This is a genomic window from Sinimarinibacterium arenosum (genome assembly GCF_005047655.1).
GTDB lineage: Bacteria > Pseudomonadota > Gammaproteobacteria > Nevskiales > Nevskiaceae > Solimonas.
Genome location: NZ_SUKF01000003.1, coordinates 231,380 through 249,429, shown reverse-complemented (window position 1 = coordinate 249,429; position 18,050 = coordinate 231,380). Strand labels below are relative to the sequence as shown.

Here is an 18,050-nt window from a genome sequence, read left to right as displayed (position 1 = left end):
CGGCAGCGGTGTTCTTCAAAATTGAGGTCGATCCGTTGTGGGCGGCAATGCAACGCCGGTTCCGCGGGTCGATCCATGCACAGCCCTCGAATTATGCGGGTCCGGTGCTTTTGCTGGCAAAAAAGGCGGCGGCGTCGCTCTTGTCGCGCTGCATCTGCGCCGACAGCGCCGAGAGATCATCAAACCGTTGTTCGGGGCGCAGAAACTGCCGAAACCGTACTTCCAGCAGCCGGCCGTACAGGTCTTCGCTGTGATCGATCAGATGGGTCTCCAGCAGACAGCGGGTCAGCCCCAAGGTCGGGCGCACGCCAAGATTGGCCACGCCGGGCAGAAATTCGCCGCCAGTGCCATCACTATTCAACGCCCTCGCCTCGACGGCATAGACCCCCAGGCGTAGCGCCGGCTGCCGTCGCAAGTTGACGTTGGCAGTGGGCATGCCCAAGGTGCGCCCCAGTCGCAGGCCCCCGCGAACTCGCCCCACGAGCCGGTACGGACGCCCCAGCAACGCCTCACAATGCGTAAGATCCGGCACCGCCAGGGCATCCCTGAGTGCAGTCGAACTGCAACGCAAACCCTCGGCGCAGACACTGGCAATCCCGTCGACCTCAAATCCCAGCCGCGCACCTTCTCTTCGAAGCATCTCCAGATCACCGGCACGACGGGCACCGAACCGGAAGTCGTCGCCAATCACGATGGCGCGCACTCCCAGCTGACTCGCCAGAACATCGCGCACGAATACGGTCGCCTCAAGCTGCGCAAATGCACTGCCGAACCGATGCAGCACTACCTGTCCGATACCAAAACTGCCCAGGTCGAGCAGTTTGGTGCACAGGTTGCTGACCCGCGCCGGCGCGCGCTCACCGCTGAAGTACTCGCGCGGTGTTGGCTCGAAGCTGAGCACCGTGGCCGGAACGCCGTAGCGCTCTGCGAGTTCGACAGCTCGCGTCAGCAGCGCCTGATGCCCGCGATGGACGCCGTCAAAATTGCCGATGGTCAGCACGCATCCGGACGCGGAATCGATTCCGGCACGCTGAAGGTTCTGCAGGCCGCGAATCAGTTTCATTGGGCCACCACTTGCCGCCGGAAATGTCGCGGCCGTACGCCAGTCATTGCGAGCGTGCCGAAATAAACGAAGATGCCCGCTCCGATCAATGCCGCAGACCGCAACGCACGCATTGCAGCAGAGGCCTCGCTCCACCACTGCGGGGCGCCGGCAAAACTGAATGCGACCAGCGCCAGCACCAGATTTGCCGCCAGTAACTGCAAGCCAAAGCGGCGCCACGCAATTCCCGGCAAGTAGACCGCATCGCGGCGCAGGCGACGCAGCAGCAGCATTGCATTGACCCAGGCCGTGATCGACGTCGATGCCGCCAGACCCACGTGTCCAAATGCGACGTCGTAGTGTCGCGCAAGGACAAACAGAATGACGCTGACTGTCATGCCAACGGCCAGGCCGATCATCGCGTAGCGCACCGGCTGCCGAGTGTTCTGCCGGGCATAGAAACCTGGGGTCAGCACCTTGATCAATGAAAAGCCGATGAAGCCAACGCCATAGGCCCACAGCGCATAGGCAGTCATCGTGATGTCGCTGGCTTGGAAGCGGCCGTACCCGTACACCGTCGCCACCAACGGACCGGCCAGGACCACCATGCCGACAGCCGCTGGAAGTCCGATCACCAGCATCAGGCGCAGGCTCCAGTCCAGCGTTGCAGAGAAATCTTCGGTTGAGCGCAAGGCGTGCTGGGCCGACAAAGTCGGCAGGATCGCCGTTCCAATCGCAATGCTGAAGATTCCCAACGGGAATTCCATCAAACGGTTCGCGTAGTACAGCCAGCTGACCGGACCGTCACCCAGATGCGTCGACAGGTTGGTGTTCAGCAGCAAGCTGATCTGTGCAACCGATGATCCGATCAGGACCGGCACCATCAAGCTGACGATGCGTCGCACCCGGGGATCGCGCCAGCCCCAGCGCGGCCGCGGCAGCAGCCGCAGGCGCAGCAGTGAGGGCCACTGAAACAGGAATTGCAGGATGCCCGCAGCGAATACCGCCCACGCCAGCGCCTGCACCGAGCCTGAATCGATGAATGCCGACGCGATCAGGCACACATTCAGGATCACAGGAGTGAACGCCGGCACGCCGAAGTGACCATAGGCGTTGAGGACACCTCCGGCCATTGACGTCAGTGAGATGAACATCAGATACGGAAAGGTCCAGCGCAGCAGCTGTGCGCTGAGCGCCGCCTTGTCAGGATCGACCGCGAACCCCGATGCGAATGCCCAAACCAGCAGCGGCGCAGCCATGCAGCCCAGAACCGTGATTACCGACAGCACGCCACCGAGCGTGCCTGCGACCACCGCGACCATGTCCCGCGCATCGTCATGGCTGCCGGTCGTCTTGACCTCAGTGAAAACCGGCACGAAGGCCTGCGAGAAAGCGCCCTCGGCAAACATGCGCCGCCCGAAGTTCGGGATCATCAGCGCCACCAGAAACGCATCCATGCCGCCGCCGGCGCCGAACTTGCTGGCCAGCATGATCTCGCGCACCAGACCCAGAACGCGGGACAACAGCGTCATCAGTCCGACTAGACCGGTGGATTTGAGCAGGGAACGGGACATGACGCGCAGTTTAACTGGTGCCGGTCAACTGGTGCCGGTAAACACGTGCCTTTTCAGCTGCTTCCGTAAAACGCCTGGCTGAGAACCCTCAATTGACAACGACCCGGAGCACGGACATACTTCGCGCCCTTTTTTTCTTTAGCCGGCGTCCAGCCCGGTTTCGCAGGAGCAGCACCTTGGCCAATATTGCCAGCGCGAAAAAGCGCGCCCGTCAATCAGAAGTGCGTCGTGCCCGCAATGTGGCTCAGCGCTCCATGGTCCGTACCACGATCAAGAAGGTCGTCAAGGCCATCGAAAGCCAGGATAAGGCGGTCGCCCAGGCGGCGTATACCGCAATGGTCCCGGTGATTGATCGCTACGCGACCAAGGGCATGATCCACAAGAACAAGGCTGCGCGTCATAAGGCACGCCTGACGGCAGCGATCAAGGCACTGGGCTGATTTAAAGCCTGTGCCGCAGTTGCAAAAAGGCGGGCTTCGGCCCGCCTTTTTCGTGCCCGCAGATTCCCGTTAGGGCAATTTCACCTCCGTAAAATTCCTCTATCTGATTTCAGACGGGGTCGGTACCATTCGATCCGCGTTGTCAGAAATTTCCGGTCCAGCAGCCGTGGGGACGGCGACCGGAACAGTGACCGCACATAAGCTGCCGGATGCGTGCGTCGCGGCAGGCAAGTTCACACGGGATACGGGAGTAACACGATGCATTCTTCACGGCATAACCCGCCGTCGGGTTCGCTGCGCCTGACAGCGATCGCGGCAACGATCATCACCTGCTTTGCGGCGCCAGCCTGGGCGCAGGACATTGATCCAGAACTGCCGGCACCGGTTGCGATCGACGCAGAGGGCGCTCCGGTCGACGTTTCCGCGGACGCACCGCTGCCAGCTGACCTCCCACCCGCGGAACCCCTGTTCCCCGAGTCTCAGTACGAAGACGCTCCGGTCGTCGCCGATTCCGTTCCAGTGGAACCGCTGCGCGAAGACGCTGCTGAACTTGATTCCATCGAAGTGACAGGCTCACGCCTGAGCCGTGCCGCGATGGAAGGCGCCCTGCCCGTCACCGTTATCAGCCGTGACGCCATTCAGTCCAGCGGCAAGATTTCGGTCGCCGACGCGCTGCGCTCCTCGACCTTCAACAGCTTTGGCTCCTACACCTCGATATCCGGCAGCAGCGGCCAGGGCCAGAGCGTCGCGTCACTGCGCGGTCTGGGCTCAAACCGCACATTGGTGCTGGTCGACGGACGCCGCATCGCGACCTCGCCGTCACTGCAAGGCTCGGGTGTTGACCTCAATACGATCCCGCTCGCGGCAGTTGAGCGCATCGAAGTCCTGTCTGACGGCGCATCGGCGGTCTATGGCTCGGACGCCATTGGCGGTGTGATCAATGTCATCCTGCGCAAGGACTTCAACGGCGTCGAAATTTCCGCCGGCCTCGGCAGCCCGGTCAATCCGGGCGGCGACGAGGAAGACGCCTCGATCGTGGCGGGCCTGTCGACTGGCGACAGCCGCATGCTGTTTGGCGCTGCGTACACCAACAAACAGCCGATCTTCCTGCGCGATCGCGACTATTCCCGCAGCCAGTTCGGCGCACAGAATCCCGACGGAACCTACAATTTCTCCGAAACCGCAGGCATCAGCGGATTCGGCAACACCATCTTCAACAGCGATTTCAGCGAAACGCGTGCGGTCGCTGATGCGGGCTGCCAGGAATCGCTGGGGTACTACCGCCTTGTCGACGATGTCGGCAATTTCACGGGCATTCAGGGCGGCGACATGTGCGGCTTCGACTTCACACAGTTCGCTGCCGACACCACCGAGCTGACCACAAGCTCGGTGTTCGTCAAGTATGCCTACGACATTGACTACAACCTGTCCTTCGAGATCACCGCAACGTACGCACAGTCGGAGAGTTTCGGCCGCTTCGCGCCGGCACCGGACTTGCTGTTCGTTCCGGGCGACGCTCCCACCAACCCGTATGGCGAAGACGTTTATGTCGCCCATCGTTTCCTGCCGCTGGGCACCCGCGACAACAACAATCGTTCCGGCGTGCTCAGCATCCTGCCCGTGGTGCGCTACAACTTCGGGGACTGGGACATTGAGGGCGGCGCGCGCATCAGCCGCTTCACCTTCACCGAGCTGGGCAGCGGCTACCTGCTGCGCTCGGTAGCGGCCTCCGCCGCGGCCGACGGCAGCTACAACCCGTTCGATCTGGCGAACCCGGGCGATCAGGACACGCTGAACTCGATGGTCGTCACCACCACCCGGGATGGCCTGACCGAGTACCGCGAGCTGTTTGCCACGGTTCATGTGCCTCTGTTCGACACTTCCAGCGGCGTCATCGACAGCGCATGGGGCGGCGAGTACCGCCAGGAACGCTTCTTTGACAACTACGACTCGCAGTCGGAAGCCGGCACCGTTGGCGGCTCGTCAGGCAACTCGTCCAGCGGCGATCGCAATGCCTATGCGATGTTTGGCGAAGTCGTGGTGCCGTTGCCGGCCCAGGTCGAAGTCGACGTCGCGGCCCGCTACGATCACTACTCCGACGCAGCTGGCGGCGCCTTCAGCCCCAAGGTCTCGGCGCGCTGGCAGGCAATGGACAACCTGACGGTGCGGGGCTCGGTCGGCAAGGGATTCCGCGCTCCGCTGCTCAGTGAACTCAATGCCAAGGATGCGTTCAGCGCCGAAAGCGCGCGCGATCTGGTGACCTGCCGCGCTGCCGGCGTCGCCGATTCGCAATGCGCCGAATCGCAGTACGACACTTTCATCAAGGCCAACCCGGATCTGAACCCGGAAACCTCGACACAGTTCGGCTTCGGCATTGCCATGCAGCCGCTTGAGTGGCTCGACCTTACGCTGGATTACTACAACATCACGATCAAGGACTCGTTGACCACCTATTCGGTGCAGAGCCTCATTTTCCGTGAGCTGTTGGGCCAGACCCTACCTGACGGCACGGCGGTCAACCGCCGTGATTCGGGCGCGATCGACTTCGTCGAAACCACCACCGACAACATCTCCGAAATTCAGACCGACGGCATCGACCTGACGCTGAATTCGCGCTTTGATTTCGGCAACTGGGGCTCGATCCGTCCGTCGCTGGCCGTCAGCTATGTGCTCGGATACACCGAAGATGATGGCGTCCTGCCGGCACGGGATCAGGTTGGCGACCCCGGCGTACCGGAATACCGCGTCTCCTTGACCCTGCCGTGGACGGTCGACGCCTTCACCGCGACCTGGAACACCAGCTACATCCCGTCGACCGCAGCGGCAACCGATCCGGGCGATCCGAACCCGTTGGCACTGCAGCGCTCTGGTCACGTTGCGTCGAACGCGATTCATGACGTCCAGGTCAAGTGGGACAACCCGTGGAATGGGTCACTGGTCCTCGGCATCCGTGACGTCTTCGATCGCGGCGTGTCGACCAACTTCAATCTGACCAGCCCATACTACGATCAGACACTGTACGAGCCGCAGGGCCGTATGCCGTACGTGCGTGTGATTCAGCGCTTCTGATCATCAGCGCATTGATGTCAAAAGAAAGGGGCCTTCGCGGCCCCTTTTCTTTTGCGCGCCGGCATCAGCCAGCGCGCTGCGATTTCACCGCAAGGCGGCGCGGCACTCAGCCCACCAGCACCAGATTGTCGCGATGGATCATCTCAGGTTCGCCCGGTCCACCGAGGCGCTGGGCAATCTCTTCAGTCCGCGCACCGGCGATACGTCGGGCATCATCAGCATCGTAGCGGCACAGTCCGCGCGCGATCTCACGACCCTGCAGATCCACACAGGACACCAACTCGCCACACTGGAAAGCCCCTTCTACGGAGCGCACACCCACCGGCAGCAGACTTCGTCCCTGCTCCCGCAGCACACGCACTGCACCGTCGTCGAGGACCAGCTTTCCACGCACCTGCAGCTGCCCGGCGATCCAGCGCTTGCGCGCCGCCATGACGCTTTGCGCTGGCTTCAGCAAAGTGCCCAACGCCTCCCCAGCATGCAGACGCAACAACACGTCTGGCAGACGACCGTGCGCGATCAAGGTCGAAGCACCGGAGCGCGCAGCCGTGTGCGCTGCCGCCAGTTTCGTACGCATCCCGCCGCGACCATACTCACCCTTGCTGTCGCCGGCCATGGCGCTCAGGCGGGCGTCGGTCAACTCCGCCTCGCTGACCAGCTTGGCATCCGCATTGATCCTCGGATCGGCATCGAACAGACCATCCTGGTCGGTCAGCAGCACCAGCACATCAGCCTGAATCAGATTGACGGTCAGCGCTCCGAGGGTGTCGTTGTCACCCAGCCTGATCTCGTCGGTGGAGACGGTATCGTTCTCGTTGACGACGGGAACCACACCGAAGTCGAGCAGTGAGTTCAGCGTGCCCTGGGCATTGAGATAACGATCGCGATCAGCCACGTCCTCGTGGGTCAGTAGTACCTGCGCCGCACGGAGGCTGTGCGTATCGAACGCGGACTCGTACGCACGAACCAACCCCATCTGCCCGACAGCCGCCGCCGCCTGCAGCTCGTGAAGTATCGCCGGGCGCTTGCGTAAACCTAACCGCGCCATTCCCTCGGCAACTGCACCGGAGGAAACGAGGACCACCTGCAGACCGGCGCGCCGCAAGCCCGCGATCTGCGCGCACCAATCGGCAATCGCCGCATGATCGAGACCCGCGCCCTTTGCGGTCACCAGGGAACTGCCGACCTTGATCACCCAACGTCGCGTCCCATTCAGTCTGGCACGACTCGCCGTCATATCGAATTCCGTCTGCTGAACTTCAATAATTCCGCTGTTTCAATCCAGTGGCCGCTTGGGCGGCGGCGAGCGGCGCTTTCGCGTGCTGGTCGATACCGGTCGTCCGAGATCCTTATTCGGCACCACGGCATTGGGGTCGCGCCGGGGGCGCGCTGCGCGCTTCTTCGGCGCCGGCTTCGCCTCTTCCGCCTCGTCACGGCTGATCGTTTCGATCTGTGGCACGTGGGTCTCGACCCAGGCCATTGCCGCCTCGCACAATTGGTCGCACCCAGCATGGGTGGCCGCCGATATCGCGAACCACGGGGCTTTCCACTTCAGACGTTTGAGCACTGAACGAATCAGCGCATCAGCTTCATCGGGTGGCATCAGATCAGTCTTGTTGAAGACCAGCCACTGCTCCTTCTGCTCCAGACCAGCGCCTGAAGCCCCCTCGCTGAACGCCTTGAGCTCGCCATTGATGGTGCGGATGTGCTCGACGATGTCACCACCGTCCGGCGGCAACACATCGACCAGATGCAGCAGCAACCGCGTGCGCTGCAAATGCTTCAGAAAACGCACGCCGAGTCCAGCGCCTTCTGCGGCCCCCTCAATCAGCCCCGGGATATCCACCATCGTAAACGAGCGCGCGGCACCACAGGACACAACGCCCGGCTGCGGGTACAAGGTCGTGAACGGATAGTCAGCGATCTTCGGCCGCGCTGCGGACACCGCTGACAGCAAGGTCGATTTACCGGCATTGGGCAAGCCCAACAGACCGACATCGGCCATCAGGGAAAGCTCGAGCCGCAGCTCGCGCACTTCACCATCCGCACCCTTAGTCGCCTTGTAAGGCGTACGGTTGACTGACGATTTGAAGTGCGGATTGCCCAGACCGCGATAGCCGCCCTGAGCGACCTTGACGCGCTGACCGGGACGCATCAGTTCACCGATCAACTCTTCGGTTCCGGCATCGAAAATGCGCGTACCCAGGGGCACCCGAATTTCAAGATCCTTGCCGGCAGAGCCCGTCAGATTTGAACCCTGACCACTTTGCCCGGACTCCGCGCGGAATTTGCGGGTATAGCGAAAATCAGCAAGCGTGTTCAGATTGGGCTCGGCCACCGCCCAGATGCTTCCACCCTCGCCGCCATCGCCGCCGTCCGGCCCCCCGAACGGAATGAATTTGAGCCGCAGAAAACTGACACAGCCATTGCCGCCCTTGCCGCCTTCGACAAGTATTTTCGCTTCATCGACGAATTTCACGGCAGCTCTCAGTTCAGGTGGACAACACGGCCAAAGATAGCGCACAAAAAAGCCCCGGAGTCCGGGGCTTTTTCATTCGCTGTGTGGGCGTCAGGCCGGAATCACGTCCACGAAGGACTTGTTGTCCGGACCGCGTCGCGCAAACTGCACACGACCCGGCGACAGCGCAAACAGCGTGTGATCGCGGCCGAGGCCGACATTGCTGCCTGCATGAAACTGGGTTCCGCGCTGGCGCACGATGATGTTGCCGGCGATAACCGCTTCGCCGCCAAACTTCTTCACGCCCAGGCGTTTGCTTTCGGAATCGCGGCCGTTACGAGTACTGCCGCCTGCCTTCTTATGTGCCATTTCGTAAACTCCGGAATCTGAATCAGGCGCCGACGATATCGGTGATCTTCACTTCCGTGAAGTTCTGCCGATGGCCCTGTTCCTTGTGATAGTGCTTGCGACGACGATGCTTGACGATGCGGATCTTGTCGCCGCGGCCGTGCGAAAGCACTTCAGCCTTGACAACGCCGCCAGCAACCATCGGAGCGCCGACCGTCAACTGATCGCCGTTGGATACCATCAGCACCTCTTCGAAGGCCACGGTATTGCCGACTTCGGCATCCAGGCTCTCGATCTTGAGCGTTTCGCCCGGGGCGACTTTGTACTGCTTGCCACCCGTCTTGATCACGGCGTACATCGTTGACTCCAAATGATTTTTTGTAACCGACCGGGGGTCCGGCCGCAAAGAGCCCGCAATTGTAGGGGCGGACCCTGTAAACGTCAACAAATATTCACAACCGCCGCGCGCGACAGCGACGCTGCGCGGCGACATTCTACTATGACGTGCCGGATGCCGGATTGACGCGACCTCACCGCGTCCCTAGCATCGCCGCGATCCTATGAATCTACAAGACATTCTCGCCCCGATCGCCGACGACATGCGGCAGGTCGACGCCACAATTCGCGCCCGGCTCCAGTCCCAGGTCGTTCTCATTCGCGAAATCGGCGAATACATCGTCAATGCTGGCGGCAAACGCATGCGCCCGGCACTGGTCCTGCTCAGTGCCCGAGCGCTCGGGTGTAGCGGCGATGAAGCCATCCTGCACGCCGCGACGATTGAATTCATTCACACCGCAACGCTCTTGCACGACGACGTCGTGGATGAATCCGGCCTGCGCCGCGGACGCAAGACTGCCAACGCGGTCTGGGGCAACGCCGGCGCGGTGCTGTCCGGCGACTTCGTGTACTCGCGCAGTTTCCAGATGATGGTCGACAGCGGACGCATGGAAGTCATGCGCGTGATGTCAGACACCACCAACGCGATCGCCGAAGGTGAAGTCCTGCAATTGCTCAACTGCGGCGACCCGGATGTCGACGAAGCGCGCTACATGCAGGTCATCGAACTGAAAACTGCCCGCCTGTTTGAAGGTGGATGCCGTCTCGGCGCTATCGCCGCCGATCAACCGGAGTCCGTGCAGTCTGCCATGGCTGCTTACGGCCACCATCTCGGTCTGTCGTTCCAGCTCGTCGACGACCTGCTCGACTACCTCGCAGACCCCGCGGTCAGCGGCAAGAACGTCGGCACCGATCTGGCGGAAGGCAAGCCGACCCTGCCTTTGATCCAGGCCATGCGCGAAGCCGATCCCGCACGCGCCGAGATCATTCGCGAAGCCATTCGCAGCGGCCAGGTCGATCGTCTCGACGAAGTGCTCGCAGCTGTTGAATCCACCGGGGCAATTCCGTACACTCGCGCCCTCGCTGAGCGGCATGGCCGCGAAGCGGTCCAGTCATTAAGCGAAATTCCCGATTCGCGATATAAAAATGCACTGGTTCAGCTGGCGCAATACAACTTGCATCGCGCCGCCTGACCGACGTACGGGGTGTAGCTCAGCTTGGTAGAGCGCTTGCTTCGGGAGCAAGAGGCCGTAGGTTCGAATCCTATCACCCCGACCAATTCGGTCATCCGCTCAAGGGCATTTCCGCCCCCTTGGCGACTTCACTATGTGATCTGCTCGCTAGGCCCCAGCGCTGGGCGGCCAGCGAAGCACTGCGTCCGCATACCTGAACACTCAATGCAGGGCGCTCAATTCGCTTCCATCGTCAGAGGCCACACCCGCGTTCCGGCAATCCAGGTTTCGACGACACGGGTTTGCGGATTCATCGGATGGCCATTCAGCACCGCAAAGTCAGCTGGCGCGCCAACCGTTAATCCAACCGACGGCTGTCCATGCACGGCTTGATGGCCGCCAATGCTATAGGCGGCCACGGCGTCCTCGATCGATATGGCTTCGTCCGCATCAACGGTTCGACCATCCGGCAGCCGCCGTTCCACTGCCACTCGCAGATTGTGCAGCGGATTCAGTGGACCGCACGGATTGTCTGATGACAGTGCAAGCGGAACCCCGCGTCGCAGCAAAGAAGCCGCAGGGAGCACATGCAGCGCCGGCATCGTCCGACGCTCGATCAGCGCAGCGCCATAGTGATCGATAAAGCCGGGTTGCAGAGAAGCCAGCGCACCGCTTGCGGCAACAGCATCCATATCGCTATCACCCACCACCACCAAGTGTTCCAGTGTGGCATCGCGGATACCGAGCCGTCGCAGCGCGGCGCAACTGCAGGCGACCGCGTGGTTACCCAGGGCGTGAATTCTCGGTCGAACAGCCTGACCTGAAAGCATGTCCAACCGCTGCGTCAATGCATCGACGCTCATTCTCAGATACGGCACGTAGAAGCGACGATCCCGATAGACCGTGCGATATCGCAACAGATCGCGCATCGGCCGTGTGTTGCCCCCGAACAGCTGCGTCATCGCGCCTGCAGCCATCGCCATCACGTGCGCAGGATCAAGACACAATGCGCATCGGTGCGCTCCGTCCATGAACAGCTTGGCGCTGGCCGGACCCTCACCGCAATCGGGACAGACCTCACCGGATTCCGGCGCTTGTAACAGACTCGCCTCGGACACCCTCGACCACGACAGGCGCAGTGGCGTCGCCCGACGCAGGCGTTGCATCGCGTCCTGCAACGACGGCGGCACCAGCGGATCGTGACAGGCGGTGATCCCGACTGACAGATGCCGCTGCGCCTCGGCCTGCAGCAAGGCGTCGTAACCCGCCTCTCCAAGGTGCTCCGCCGACTCCGCCAGTGCGCGCTGGAACGCCATCGCGCTGACCGCTTCCCAGAGCATCCCCGTCGGCCGGCCACGGCGGCGCTCAATGTCACCCGCTACGCCGGGAGACAAGGTCGATATTCCGCAGACTTCGGCGGCTGCCGACGAGATCCAGCAGCGGTGCAACGAACCATCCATGATGATGGCCGGCCGACCGGACACGGCATCGTCAAGATGCGACCGGGCTGGCAGGCCGCCTGCCCACAGATCGAAGTCAACCTGCATGGCAATTAGCCACGGTGCGTGCGGACGCACTCGAGACAGATCTCGCAAGGCGGCAAGTGCCTGATCCGCATTGGTCCACTCGGATCCATCCAGCCACTCCGGAATCCACGCGCTCACCGTCAAATGCGAGTGCGCGTCGACGAAGCCGGGAACGATATGGTGGCCGGAAAGATCGCGACGCGGACCGCCTGCCGCGTCATTTGGTCGAGTCGCGCCGCAGGACGCTACGACCCCCGCCTGCACTCCCAGAGAAGCGACTGTGGGCTGTGCGGTCGGACCCGACCAGACGGTTGCATTTTCCAGAAGCATCGGAAGGACTCCATACGGCTATGATTGAAGTCAGAGAAAACTTAATTAGTCGATTGACTAAATAGACCCGATGGTACTGCAGAAATGGATACCAAGGACATAGACGGAAAACGACACAGCGAGCGCAAGCGCTGGACCCCGATCAGCGCCGCAGAGCGGCATTCGCGACTGATCCAGGCAGCAATCTGCGTGATTGCACGCGACGGCCTGCCGGCGACTTCAACGCGCTCCGTCGCCCTCGAAGCCGGAATGAATCAGGCCATGCTGCACTACACCTTCGCAAGCAAAGAGGAGCTTTTGCTCGCAGTACTCGATGCGATGCATGGCGAGGCACGAACGATCATTGAGAAAGGTGCACGTAGCGCCGTCACACTTGAGAAGGCCATTCGCCGCGCCTCGGCGGCCTACTGGAAACACGTGCAGATCAATCCGGCATTGCACAAGGCCCAGTACGAGCTGACGTTGTATGCCCTGACATCCCCCAACAGCCCGGATCTGGCACGAAAACAGTACGACGGATACGTCGACATCCTGCTTCACACTTTCGCGCACATCGAACCGCACCGTCCGCGCGCGCAGCTCGAACAGATCGCGGCCGCGTGCATCGCAGCCATGGACGGCCTGATTCTGCAATTTCTGGCCGGCGGCAACGTCAAGTCCTGCGGAAGCCGCCTGAAGTGGATCATTGACGCGATATGCAGTGCCGCAGCTGCTGAGCCCAAAGCCTCAGAACAAAAAAGGCGCCGAAATAGGGCTCAATAACCGACTTCCAGCACTTCAAATTCTGCCGGACCGCCGGGCAGGTCCACCGTCACCACATCACCCACCGATTTTCCCAGCAACGCGCGCGCGAGCGGAGCATCAACGCTGATCGCACCCCGCGCACTGTCGGCTTCGTCTGCGCCGACAATGCGATAGTGAGTGCGCTGATCATCCACGTTCGCCAACTCGACGCGGGCCCCGAAGTAGACGCGCCCGTCATCTCGCGGCACCACATCGACCACCTTGACCTCCTGCAGACGCGTGGTCAGGTACTTCAGACGCGCATCGATCTCGCGCAGTTCCTTCTTGCGGTATTGATACTCGGCGTTTTCACTGCGATCGCCCTCGGCGGCAGCGGCCGACAGAGCCCGCACCACCTCCGGCCGGCGCTGGCGCCACAACTGCTCGAACTCGGCCTTCAGCCGCGCATGTCCCTCCGCAGTGATGTGCGGCGAAGACTTTGGCCGTGGCGGGCGCCAGCGCGACACCTGCGCGTGCTCAGCCGCCGATTGGCGGAAGGCCATCCGGCAGGAACAAGTCCGGCGCGATGGCGCTATCGGGCGTGCCCGGCACTGCAGCATAGCCGGAGAAATCGTTGATGCCGGCATCCTTGAGCACATACTCATCAATGCAGAACTGGCCGGTGAACTCGCGCGAGGACTTGCACAGGATTGCGTGCGCGGCATCGGCCATGATCGCCGGCGTACGCGAAATCCGGGTCACCGCGTCGCCACCGACCAGGGTAATCGCAGCGGTGGCAATGGTCGTGCGCGGCCACAGCGAATTCGCAGCAATGCCCTCCTTACGGAACTCCTGCGCCCAGGCCAGAGTGCACAGGCTCATGCCGTACTTGGCGATTGAATAGGCAACATGGGGCGCAAACCACTTGGCCTGAAAGTCCAGCGGTGGCGACAAGGTCAGGATGTGCGGATTGACTGCCTTCTTCAGATGCGGAATGCAGTACTTGCCGGTCATGAAAGTGCCGCGCGCATTGATCCCGTTCATCAGATCGTAGCGCTTCATGTCCGTCTGTAAAGTTCCAGTCAGGCCGATCGCGCTGGCATTGTTGACCAGGATGTCGATCCCACCGAAGGTTTCCACCGTCTTTTCAACGGCAGACTTCACCTGTACTTCATCGCGGATATCGCACAGCAGGGGCAGCGCCTTGCCGCCAGCCTGTTCAATCGCCTCGGCGACCGAATAAATCGTCCCGGGCAATTTCGCGTGCGGCTCGCCCGTCTTGGCCGCAATGACCACGTTGGCGCCATCGCGCGCAGCACGCAGGGCGATCGCCTCACCAATACCACGCGATCCACCGGTGATGAACAGCGTCTTGTTCTTCAGACTCATTGGATTTCCTTGTTCATGAATTGCTCTCCTCGTCGCACAGGACGTCGGCCGCCTGAATTATGGCCGACCCGGGCCACAGAGACGCTACACGCCCGGGTAGCTTGACTACTGCAGCATTGCTGTCGCACGCGCCAGCCGTTCAGCCTGAATCCGATTCAGATTGCGATAGATCACCGCGGCAATGCGCGGATAGCGCTGACGCAATCGCTCGAGATCCTGGGAATCGAAACGCAGCAGACGCACCGGCGTTTGCGCGTCGACATTGGCGGTGCGGCGCTGTCCGAAATATCCGGTTTCCCCCATCACAGCGCCGCGCTGCAGCGTGGACAAGGTTTTGCGTTCGCCGCCGCGGTCAACCCAGACCTGCAGCACGCCGTCGATCACCACATAGATGTCGCGCGCATAGTCGCCATGCTGAATGATGCGCTCGCCGACTTTGTGGTGCTCCAGCTTGGACATCAGCGCGAACACTCGCGCCTGGCGCAGACTCAGGCCCGACAACAGCGGAATCGTATGCTGCGGCGACTGGCCCAGATCCAGGCGCAGGATGTCCCACAAGGTGACAATGCGCAGCTTCGATCCCAAAGCGGGCGTCAACGTGATGTCGGCCAACCAAGCGACAAAGATCGTGAACGCCGCCAACGCACCGAACTGCACCTGGTTCTGCAACTCGCTGCCGGTGAAAATCAGAAATCCCAGACACAGCGCGATCATCGTGAACGTCACTGGTCGCAGCACTGCCGACAGTGCGCTCTTGACCGCCGCTTTCTCATTGCCCTTGGCGCGCGCATCGGTATTCAGGCGCGCAAGAAAATGAATCGTGTCATCCACCGCAATGCCGAGCACCACGCAGGCAATCAGACTGGTCGTAGGATTGAGCGAGATATCAAGCAAGCCCAGGGTGCCGAAGTAGACACCGACCGGGAGAATGTTCGGCAGCATCGCCAGCAATGCCGATCGGGCCGAAGTGAACATCAGCGCGAGCATTGCCCAGATCGCACCAAAAGCCACCAGCAGCGACGTCAGCTGCCCCGAAGCGATTTCATTGACGGTGCGCGTTGCCAGGACCGGACTTCCGGTCACGCGGCCGTTCAGCGGCGGCGGCATCTCGCGCAGGCGCGCCTCGGTGCGCTGCACGAAATCCGCAATCTGTATCGAGCTGTCCACCTTGATCCGTACTGCGATCATGGACGTGCGAAAGCGGGAATCGATCAGTCGCCGGATTTCGTCGCTGCCACCAAAAACCAGCAACTGCTTCACCGCGGTAGCGTCGGTCGGCACTCGATAGTAGGCAGGATCACCGTCATTCAGATTGCGATTGATCAACTTCAGATGGTCGACATAGGACACCACAGCGCCGACTTCAGGCTGCGCCTGCAACCATTTCTGCAGGCCTTCGATCTCGCGAATCAGCGCCGGATCGGTCAAAGCATCGTTGACATAGGTCTCGATCACCACAGCCACCGGATTGGCGCCATCGAAGACCCGGTTGATCGCTTCGTAGTCGCGGCGGACCGTGGCATCCGGACCGAAGCTCTTGATGTATTCGGTGCCGACGCGAATGTTGCTGGCGAAATACAGATCAATCGGAATCAACAATACCGCAAAGGTGATGATCCAGTTCCGCCACTTCAGATCAAACAAGGCCAGCTTGCGCGCCTTTCGCGCCATCATCGCATCGCCCAGAATCCTGAGCGGCCGCTTCGGTCCGGCGTAGGTCAGAATGGCCGGCAGAAACACCAGGGTCAGCAGAACTGAGAACGCGACACCCAGTGCCGACAGACCGGCGAACTGCGCGACCGCGGGCAGCGAGCCCGGCACCAGCGCCATGAAGCCGGCAATCGTGGTGCCCCCGGATAACAGCAGGCTGACGCCCATTCGGCGGAACACACGCTCTAGCCGCAAGGCGCCGCCATCCTGATGGTGCCGCTCGTAGAATTCCGCCAGCAGATGCACTGCGTACGACAGACACAGGGTTGTCACCAATGGCGGCACCAGTGCCGTCACCAGATTCAGCGGCAGATCCATCAGCACGGCCGATGCCATCGTCCACAACAGCGCCAGGCCAATGGTCAAGGTCGACAACAGCACGGCACGCACGCTGCGAAAGCCGATGTACAACAGCAATACCACCAAGCCGAAGATCGCAGGAATGGTGAATTTCTGCGCCCGCAGAATCGCGTTGGTGGTCTCGGCCATGATCACCGGACTTCCGGTGATCCACACGGTGTCAGAGCCTGTGACCTCACCCGCCAGCGAGCGGATTCGGTCCGTGTAATGCTCGCGCCGGAAACGGTTTTCATCGACGCCGTTGAGCGACAACGCAAATGCCGCAACCTTGCCGTCTGCCGAAACCAGCGCATTGCGATAGATCGGATTGTCGTTGACCTGCGCAGGAAAGTCCTTGACCCGTTCGGGGTGAACGCGTGCCTGCGTGGCAAAGGTGCTGAGGTCGATACCGAAATCATCGGCAACCGGATTGGCAACGTTGGCGATCGACATCACCTGACGCACGCCCTCAATCTCGCCGAGCTTGCGCGTCAGCGCATCGATCTTTTCGATGCTGTCCGGCGTGTAGACATTGTCAAAGCCGACTGCGAGCAGTACCGGGTCGGTCTCACCGAACTGCGCGCGGACCCGGTCGAACAGGGCTCGATCGTCGTCCTGCGTCGGCAGCAGCCGCTCCAGCGACGGATCGACCTTGAGACGCAGGCTCGCGTCACGCGGATCGATCAGGCACAGCGCCGCTGCAAACGACAACAGCAAGGTCGCCGCGATGACAACCAGCGGATGAGACGACAGCCAGAGAATCAGTCGCTGCATCGAATTCCTGCGGACGCGCTGCCGCTCAGCTTCCCAGGTAGAACGTGCTGGGATTGAAATAACGCCCCGACAGATTGACGTCGCTGGACAGACCCAACACTTTCAGGCGCGTCTGCGTGCCTTCTTTCAGGTCAGTCATCAAGGCTTCACCCGCGTACCAGTGGGTACCGGACTGCCGCAGCGAGGCCGGATCGATCTCCAGCCGCTTGCCGACCAAACCACCCTCCATGAAGTCGGCGCGCAGGCTGACACAGCTCTGCTGATCAACCCAGACCTTGACCATCGAGAAACGGGAGGCTTCCGCCGGGTCCGGCGTCACGGCCAGATGATGCACCTTGCGCCCGCCGAGTTCGCCGCCGCCTTCGAGGACACTGCGACCGGAGGTGAATGCATTGTTGAGCTGGCGCACGTCGCCATAGGAAATGTCCGTCCCCCACAATGCACCATCAACACCGGCTCCGGTGATGCGGCGAACTTTCTGCAGCGCCGGGACATACACGTACATCTCGTCGCCCTCCGCCTTCTCACGCATCAGATAGGCCGCGCCGGCAAGATCGGCGGGCGACCCGATCTTCATCATCGCGCGCAGGCGGTCATCCTCGCGCGTGCCGTACAAACGGCCCCGCAGCGTGCGCGTGGCACCCACGCGGTCAGTGGAGATCAATTCGACCTCCTTGATCTGCACGGTGTTCGGTATGTTCGCGCGCATGCAACCGATGACACTGTCGAGCGCCTCGTCCGCCATGACTGTGGACGACCACGCCGCCAGCGCACAGGCCAGCGCGCCCACGGCAGTCCTGATTCGTTTTATGCGCATCAT

15 protein-coding genes and 1 tRNA gene are annotated in these 18,050 nt (G+C 61.7%); 5 read left to right on the top strand and 11 right to left on the bottom strand.

Translation table 11 applies throughout. From position 1 onward, the window contains the following. Positions 1–91: 91 nt before the first annotated feature. Positions 92–1,063, bottom strand: coding sequence for a bifunctional riboflavin kinase/FAD synthetase (gene ribF, locus E4T66_RS07475; RefSeq protein ID WP_136848298.1), 972 nt, complete (start codon positions 1,061–1,063; stop codon positions 92–94). Next, positions 1,060–2,616, bottom strand: coding sequence for a murein biosynthesis integral membrane protein MurJ (gene murJ / locus E4T66_RS07470; protein ID WP_136848296.1), 1,557 nt, complete (start codon positions 2,614–2,616; stop codon positions 1,060–1,062). The genes ribF and murJ overlap by 4 nt, the downstream gene beginning before the upstream one ends. Before the next feature lie 176 nt (positions 2,617–2,792). On the opposite strand from murJ, the gene rpsT reads away from it, so the two are divergent. Continuing rightward, positions 2,793–3,056 (top strand): 30S ribosomal protein S20, encoded by a 264-nt coding sequence (gene rpsT / locus E4T66_RS07465; protein WP_136848294.1) that lies wholly within the window; start codon positions 2,793–2,795, stop codon positions 3,054–3,056. Between the two features lie 258 nt (positions 3,057–3,314). Then, positions 3,315–6,125 (top strand): TonB-dependent receptor plug domain-containing protein, encoded by a 2,811-nt coding sequence (locus E4T66_RS07460; RefSeq protein WP_136848292.1) that lies wholly within the window; start codon positions 3,315–3,317, stop codon positions 6,123–6,125. Positions 6,126–6,231: 106 nt separating this feature from the next. On the opposite strand, the gene proB is transcribed toward E4T66_RS07460, so the two are convergent. From proB to rplU, 4 genes are all read right to left on the bottom strand, one after another. Next, positions 6,232–7,362 (bottom strand): glutamate 5-kinase, encoded by a 1,131-nt coding sequence (gene proB / locus E4T66_RS07455; RefSeq protein ID WP_136848291.1) that lies wholly within the window; start codon positions 7,360–7,362, stop codon positions 6,232–6,234. 39 nt (positions 7,363–7,401) lie between these two features. Further along, positions 7,402–8,604, bottom strand: a complete 1,203-nt coding sequence (gene cgtA / locus E4T66_RS07450) for an Obg family GTPase CgtA (protein WP_136848289.1) — start codon at positions 8,602–8,604, stop codon at positions 7,402–7,404. 90 nt (positions 8,605–8,694) lie between these two features. Further along, a complete protein-coding gene (gene rpmA / locus E4T66_RS07445; protein ID WP_136848287.1) occupies positions 8,695–8,952 on the bottom strand; it encodes a 50S ribosomal protein L27 in 258 nt (85 codons plus the stop codon). A 22-nt stretch (positions 8,953–8,974) separates the two neighbouring features. Beyond that, positions 8,975–9,289 carry a 50S ribosomal protein L21 gene (rplU, locus tag E4T66_RS07440; protein ID WP_136848285.1) on the bottom strand — a complete coding sequence of 105 codons (315 nt, stop codon included), beginning with the start codon at positions 9,287–9,289 and terminating at the stop codon, positions 8,975–8,977. Between the two features lie 202 nt (positions 9,290–9,491). On the opposite strand from rplU, the gene E4T66_RS07435 reads away from it, so the two are divergent. Both E4T66_RS07435 and E4T66_RS07430 read left to right on the top strand, forming a co-directional pair. Continuing rightward, positions 9,492–10,460 carry a polyprenyl synthetase family protein gene (locus tag E4T66_RS07435; protein ID WP_136848283.1) on the top strand — a complete coding sequence of 323 codons (969 nt, stop codon included), beginning with the start codon at positions 9,492–9,494 and terminating at the stop codon, positions 10,458–10,460. 8 nt (positions 10,461–10,468) lie between these two features. Continuing rightward, a tRNA-Pro gene (locus E4T66_RS07430) sits at positions 10,469–10,545 on the top strand. A 130-nt stretch (positions 10,546–10,675) separates the two neighbouring features. Here the strand turns inward: E4T66_RS07430 and E4T66_RS07425 are convergent. Next, positions 10,676–12,295: an amidohydrolase gene (locus E4T66_RS07425; protein WP_136848281.1), complete on the bottom strand. Its 1,620-nt coding sequence runs from the start codon at positions 12,293–12,295 to the stop codon at positions 10,676–10,678. A gap of 84 nt (positions 12,296–12,379) precedes the next feature. Between E4T66_RS07425 and E4T66_RS07420 the strand changes: the two genes are divergently transcribed. Beyond that, positions 12,380–13,057: a TetR/AcrR family transcriptional regulator gene (locus tag E4T66_RS07420; protein ID WP_136848279.1), complete on the top strand. Its 678-nt coding sequence runs from the start codon at positions 12,380–12,382 to the stop codon at positions 13,055–13,057. On the opposite strand, the gene greB is transcribed toward E4T66_RS07420, so the two are convergent. From greB to E4T66_RS07400, 4 genes are all read right to left on the bottom strand, one after another. Further along, positions 13,051–13,545, bottom strand: a complete 495-nt coding sequence (gene greB, locus E4T66_RS07415; protein ID WP_136848682.1) for a transcription elongation factor GreB — start codon at positions 13,543–13,545, stop codon at positions 13,051–13,053. The genes E4T66_RS07420 and greB overlap by 7 nt on opposite strands. A gap of 10 nt (positions 13,546–13,555) precedes the next feature. Further along, complete coding sequence (locus E4T66_RS07410) at positions 13,556–14,407, bottom strand: SDR family oxidoreductase (RefSeq protein WP_136848278.1); 852 nt, start codon at positions 14,405–14,407, stop codon at positions 13,556–13,558. A 105-nt stretch (positions 14,408–14,512) separates the two neighbouring features. Further along, positions 14,513–17,230: an MMPL family transporter gene (locus E4T66_RS07405; protein WP_136848276.1), complete on the bottom strand. Its 2,718-nt coding sequence runs from the start codon at positions 17,228–17,230 to the stop codon at positions 14,513–14,515. A gap of 25 nt (positions 17,231–17,255) precedes the next feature. Next, complete coding sequence (locus E4T66_RS07400; RefSeq protein ID WP_169577534.1) at positions 17,256–18,047, bottom strand: outer membrane lipoprotein-sorting protein; 792 nt, start codon at positions 18,045–18,047, stop codon at positions 17,256–17,258. Positions 18,048–18,050 lie beyond the last annotated feature (3 nt).